Raw genomic sequence first — 5,620 nt, forward strand, 5'->3', positions numbered from 1 at the left:
GTGTCGACAACGAGTCCCTTTTCCTGCTCGGCGGCGCTCATGCTCGGCTCAATGCCTGGAGAGGGCGATGATGGACGCGACCAGGGAGATGACGGAGCTCATCTGTGCGAGGTGGACCCAGATCGAGGTGCCTTCCTTCCGCGGGATGAACACGGTGTCCCCGGGCTCCAGGTGAGGATTGGACGACGCATCGCCCTTCTCGAAGTACTTGTTGAGATTGACCCGAATCCGCATCGATCGGTCACCCGACTGCCGGATCACCTGCACCTGGTTCTGGTCCGCGTCGGCGGCGACGCCGCCGCTCCGCACCACGGCGGTGACGAGGTCGGGGGCCTGATCGTACGGGAGCGGACCGGGGCGCAGCACGGCACCCGTCAGGAGCACGCTGGTGGCGTTCTGGCCCCGCGGCACGCGCACGGTGTCCCCGGGCCTCAGGCGCGGCAGGGTCTCGGTGCGGCTCTCGCGGATGGCGCTGGCGATGTCGATCGTCTCGGTCTTCCGGCCCCCGGCCGCGTCGCCGGGGATGAGCTCCACGGCGTTCAGGTTGGCGTCGTCCAGCGGGCCGCCGGCTTCGGCAATGGCGTCCCACACCGTCGGCATCTCCGCGAACGCGTAGATGCCGGGCAGGAGCACGGCGCCCAAAACGAAGATCTTCCGGCTCTTGAACTCGGCCACGGTCACGGTGACCGGGGGCGAGCTGCGGTCGATCAGCGAGACGCGGCGCCCAAGGTCACTCCGGATTTCGCTCGCGGTCCTCCCCTGGACGCGGATCGTGCCCAGGTTGGGAACGGTGACGGTTCCATCGTCGGCGACAGTGAACGAGCCGCTCATGTCGGTGTGTCCCGGCACGTCGACGCGGATGACGTCCCCCTTGCCGACGCGGTAGGGCTCTTCCTGCGACCCGGAGGGCGCCGGCAGACGGGAGCCCTGGGCCGCTGCCGCCCCGGCGAGGACGGCCGACAGGAGCCCGGCGATCGCAAGCGTCAGGACAGACCTGTGCCACGCTCTTCCCCGGATCTTCCGCCCGGTCTTCCAATTTTGGTGGAAACGGCCAATGCCGGTCATGGGGTCCCTTTCGATCGGCGCGCAGCGCCCTCGTCCAAAACAGGCAACTGCAGTCCAGCCTTAGATTTTAACGCGGTTGCCGCCCACTGTCAAACCGTGGCCGGGGACGTTTTCTCCCGCCGTTCGCTGGATCCCGAAGCCGGCTGCCGCGCGAGGACGGCGGCGATGCGCTCTCCGGCATAGCCGTCCCAGAGCGCGGGCATGCGCGCTTCGATGGGTCCGGCCGCGAGCGCCTCGCTTGCGGCGGGCAGAATGGACGCCGGATCGCTTCCGATGAGCCGGTTGGTGCCTTCGGTCATGGTGATCGGACGCTCCGTGGTGTCGCGGAGCGTGATACAGCGTACTCCGAGCGCCGTGGTCTCCTCCTGGACGCCCCCGCTGTCCGTGAGCACGAGGCGTGCCGCTTCCATGAGTCCGAGAAAATCGAGATAGCCGAGCGGCGGGACGACCAAGAGCCGCCGCGCCGAGTGACGAGCCGCTCCCGCCGCCCCCATCGACTCGATCCGCGCCGCCGTGCGCGGATGGACCGGCAGGACCACGGGGAGCGACGACGACAGGGCGGCGAGCGCCTCCAGCACGCGCGAAAGCTGCTCCGGGTCGTCCACGTTGCTCGGCCGGTGGATCGTCGCGACCGCGTACCCGCCGCGCTCCACGCCGAAGCGCTCCGGCGCCCGGCGCGCGCGCGCCGCCGGGAGATGGCGGCGCAGCGAATCGATCATCGAGTTCCCCACGAGATGGATCTTCGCGGCGTCGATCCCCTCGCGTTCCAGATTCTGGACCGCGTCGGCCGACGTCGCAAAGAGGAGATCCGCGAGCGCGTCGGTGAGAATGCGGTTCAGCTCTTCGGGCATCGCGCGGTCGCGGCTCCGGAGTCCCGATTCCACATGCGCGACGGGGATGGCGCGCTTGGCCGCGGCGAGGGCGCAGGCGAGGGTGGAATTGACGTCGCCGGCGACGACGACGAGGTCGGGGCGGGCGGCCTCGAGCCACTCGTCGAACCGCTCCAGCACGCGCGCGGTCTGCGCGGCATGGCTCCCCGAGCCGACGTCCAGGTTCACGTCGGGCGCGGGCATGCCCAGCTCGTCGAAGAAGACGCGCGACATCGCCTCGTCGTAGTGCTGGCCCGTGTGCACCAGCCGGGCGCAAATCCCCGGCCGCGCGCGCAGCGCTTCCACGACCGGCGCCATCTTCATGAAGTTGGGCCTGGCGGCGACGACGCAGGCGATGTCGAGCGTCATGGCAGGATCGTCTCTCCTCACGTCGAAAGCGTCACGGCCAGCCCCACGCCGATGGCGGCGGCCAGCGCCGACAGGAACAGGTTCCGCCCGATCGGGCCGAGGCGCTGTCCCGGGCCGGTGCCCGCGACCGCGCTCTCCACCAGCGCGGCGCCGAATCCGGCGCCGGCCGCGGCCCAGGGCGCTCCTTCTCTCGAACCCAGCCCCGTCGCGCGCGCCAGCCCGGCGAGGGCGAGCGCGGCGAGCGCTCCCCCGGCCAGCCCCGCGGCGCTCACGCCGCCGGGCGCGCCATGGGCGGCACGGGCGACGCGAACGCCGCGCACCCGGAACACCGGTCCCGAAACCAGCGGGCCGGTCTCGGTCGCCGCGGTGTCGGCGAAGGCGGCCGCGAGCGAGGCGGCCACGCCCCCTCCGAGCCACGGCGCGAGGTGCGGCATCAGGGCGGCCGCGGCTCCAAGGAGCGCGGGAACGCCCAGCTTGGCCGCGACGTGCGCCGCGCCGCGCCGGCCGCGGTTCTTCTCCGCGGCGCGCATCCGCTCCTTCCGGGCGCGTCCGGCGCGCGTGAGGACGCCCGAGCCGAGCACGAAGAGGGCGACCGGCGCCATCACCGCGGGACCGAATCCTAACACCAGGGCCAGGGAGACGGCGAAGCCGAGCGCCGCGGCGGCCGGGGTCCCCTGCCGGGTCGCGAGCACGAGCACGGCACCCGCCGCCGCGAAGACGAGACCCCAGAGAAACGGCGTCACGCGAGGAAATGAAACGCCGCGGCCACGGCGAGGGGGATGACGGCGTTGTCCCATCCCGGCGGCGCGAGCGCCTCGACCAGCGCGCCGGCCGCCGCGCATCCCACCGCCAGGCGCACCGCGTGGACGCCCGGCGCCAAGGCCCAGGCGACCCCGCCGGCGGCCAGGGCCGCGACCAGGAAGAAGGCGAGCGATCCCTCCAGGGTGCGCCCCATCCGGAGCGGGCGCAGGCGGCGCTGCCCCAGGCTCCGGCCGACCCACGCGGCCGCGGGATCGGCGAGCGCGAGCGCGAGGCAGCCGGCCACGACCGGCGCGCGAGCGGGATCGTTCCAGAACAGCGCGTACGTGAGCGCCACACCCAGCGGGAAGGTCCAGAGACCGCGCGAGGATCCCGCGTCTCCGGGGCGGTCGAGCGCGGGCACCATGCGGCCGGTCTTCCCCGAAGCGTTGATCGCGAGAAAGGCGAGCGGCGGGACGAGGGCCCAGCCGAGATGGTGGAATCGGGTCGCGACGAACGCGGTCCAGAGGCCGACCGCGGCGTGGAGCGCGCGGCGCACGGCCGGGGCGGCCGCGGGGCGCGAGCCCGCGACGCGCGCAACCGCCACGAGAGCGAACAGGACCAGAAAGGAAGCCGCTACGAGGAGGGGATCGTGGAGGGCCACGAGCACGGGAGGACCTTATCCGCGCCCCCGGCGCGGTGTCAAAGCGATTCGCCGCCGCGCGGCTCCCCGCCGCCCCCGTCGTACGGGTTCGTGCCGCGGGTCCGGGTCCGCGCGTCGGGCTCGCCGGCGCTCCGCACGCGGTTCTTCCCCGACTGCTTGGCGGCGTAGAGGGCGATGTCCGCGGATTCGAGCAGCTCTCCCGCAGTGATGCCGTTTTGGGGATAGGTCGCGACGCCGAGGCTCACCGTGATGACCCCGGGAGGCACGAGCGGAAAGGCCGTCGTCTCCACCGAGGACTTCACGCGGTCGGCGAGCACCACGGCCCCCTCCCGCGCCGTCTGCGGCAGGATCACGACGAACTCGTCTCCACCGTACTTGGCGACCAGGTCGATCGAGCGCGCCTCGCGAACCAGGATTTGCGCCACCGTCCGGAGCACCTCGCTCCCGCGCAGATGTCCGTTCTGGTCGTTGTAGTGCTTCAGATTGTCCACGTCGATCATGAGGAGCGAGAAGGTCTGTCCGAAGCGCGCCGCGCGCTTCACCTCGCGGCGGAGCGCCATCTTGAGGAAGCGATAGTTGTAGACCTGCGTCAGGTCGTCGGTGATCGCGAGCTGCTCGGCGTGCCGGTAAAGCTTTCCGTTCTCGATCGCGATCGCCGTCTGGTTGGCGAGCAGCGAGAGAATTCGGATGTGGCGCGGATCGAAGGGGGTCGCGTCCAGCCGGTTCACGGCGACGAGCACCCCGAGCACGGCGTCGCGCACCTTGAGGGGCGCCGCCAGCACGGTGGCCGTCTGGAGGCCCGGCAGGGAATCCATACTCGGGTGATAGCGCGGATCGGCGTCCACGTCGGGCACGTGCACCGGCTGCCCTTCGAGGAGCACCCAGCGGCTGATTCCCGCATGGCTCGGCAGCTCGTAGCGCTCGAGCGACTGGAGCTGGCCGTCCGGGCCGCGCCGGCGCGCGAACTTCCGGATGCGTCCGCTGTCCACCGTCACGAGGAAGACCGCCTGGGCGTGAAGCATGTGCAGCGCGCAGGAAAGGACCGACTCGAAAATAGTCTCCTGCGCCCTCCCGCCGTTGATCAGGCTGGTAATTTCCTGGAGGGTGGTAAAAAACAATTCGTTCCCCGCAAGATCGTCCATTGCGGGATGCACGGTTTTGATGGGGCGCTGTGGCACGGTGCTGTGTTTCAGCAATCTCCGTGCCTTTTGTGCGGAGCACCTCGCGAATGGGGGCCGAGCGCACTGCGTTGGGCGCGAGGAGAGACAGCCCTTCGGGCGGCCGCCCTTCGGCCCGACGCTCTCCTCCCGTTTGGGGATCCCCTCGGCGGGCCTCCGGGAGGCGCCCTCCGCGGCTGTCTCTCCTCGCGTCCAAGGATTGCGTCTCGACCCCACGAGCTCAGGTGCGCCGACCCACTCACGGAGCCTGCCATCCATGAAGTCAATTCTGGGAGCGTGATCGAAGGAAGCGCGATCGAACCATGTCCCGGTTTGGGGTGGTGGCGGCGCGAAGCGCACGCCACCCACGGGTCGCCGAACACCGCCCTGGTCTTTTGACGCGAGGAGAGACAGCCGCGGAGGGCGCCTCCCGGAGGCCCGCCGAGGGGGTGCCCACCGTCGGGGAGAGTGTCGGGCCGGAGGGCGGCCGCCCGAAGGGCTGTCTCTCCTCGCGCCAAACGCAGTGCGCTCGGCCGCCCTTGGGCACGACCTCCGAGCACGTCTTCTAGCGGTCCTCGCGAAACAGGCGAACCTGCCGGCGCAGGCGCCACAGGGCGAAGAGCAGGATCCCGGCGATTCCGACAGGGATCGCGGAATCCCATGGCGGCGGAAACGCGCCCGCGTGCTGCCGGAACATGAAGAAGAGATAGACGTCCGCCGCAACCACCGCGGCGCTCGTGAGCATGGTGAAGAAGCGC

6 protein-coding genes are annotated in these 5,620 nt (G+C 71.1%); all 6 read right to left on the reverse strand.

Features of this window, described 5'->3' with window-relative positions:
* Positions 1 to 48 precede the first annotated feature (48 nt).
* Complete coding sequence (locus tag VE326_04465; GenBank protein HYJ32451.1) at positions 49 to 1,065, reverse strand: polysaccharide biosynthesis/export family protein; 1,017 nt, start codon at positions 1,063 to 1,065, stop codon at positions 49 to 51.
* Between the two features lie 89 nt (positions 1,066 to 1,154).
* Positions 1,155 to 2,303, reverse strand: a complete 1,149-nt coding sequence (wecB, locus tag VE326_04470; GenBank protein ID HYJ32452.1) for a UDP-N-acetylglucosamine 2-epimerase (non-hydrolyzing) — start codon at positions 2,301 to 2,303, stop codon at positions 1,155 to 1,157.
* Positions 2,304 to 2,320: 17 nt separating this feature from the next.
* Positions 2,321 to 3,046, reverse strand: coding sequence for a DUF92 domain-containing protein (locus VE326_04475; GenBank protein ID HYJ32453.1), 726 nt, complete (start codon positions 3,044 to 3,046; stop codon positions 2,321 to 2,323).
* Positions 3,043 to 3,711 carry a hypothetical protein gene (locus VE326_04480; GenBank protein ID HYJ32454.1) on the reverse strand — a complete coding sequence of 223 codons (669 nt, stop codon included), beginning with the start codon at positions 3,709 to 3,711 and terminating at the stop codon, positions 3,043 to 3,045. The genes VE326_04475 and VE326_04480 overlap by 4 nt, the downstream gene beginning before the upstream one ends.
* Before the next feature lie 32 nt (positions 3,712 to 3,743).
* A complete protein-coding gene (locus tag VE326_04485) occupies positions 3,744 to 4,823 on the reverse strand; it encodes a sensor domain-containing diguanylate cyclase (GenBank protein HYJ32455.1) in 1,080 nt (359 codons plus the stop codon).
* 604 nt (positions 4,824 to 5,427) lie between these two features.
* The coding region (locus VE326_04490) for a hypothetical protein (GenBank protein HYJ32456.1) at positions 5,428 to 5,620 on the reverse strand (193 nt) is incomplete at its 5' end.

The organism is Candidatus Binatia bacterium (genome assembly GCA_035631035.1).
GTDB lineage: Bacteria > Eisenbacteria > RBG-16-71-46 > SZUA-252 > SZUA-252 > DASQJL01.

What these genes read in the sequence shown, in the direction of transcription:
- VE326_04465 (HYJ32451.1), bottom strand. Translation starts at nt 1,065, where the DNA reads ATGACCGGCATTGGCCGTTTCCACCAAAATTGGAAGACCGGGCGGAAG.
- wecB (HYJ32452.1), bottom strand. Translation starts at nt 2,303, where the DNA reads ATGACGCTCGACATCGCCTGCGTCGTCGCCGCCAGGCCCAACTTCATG.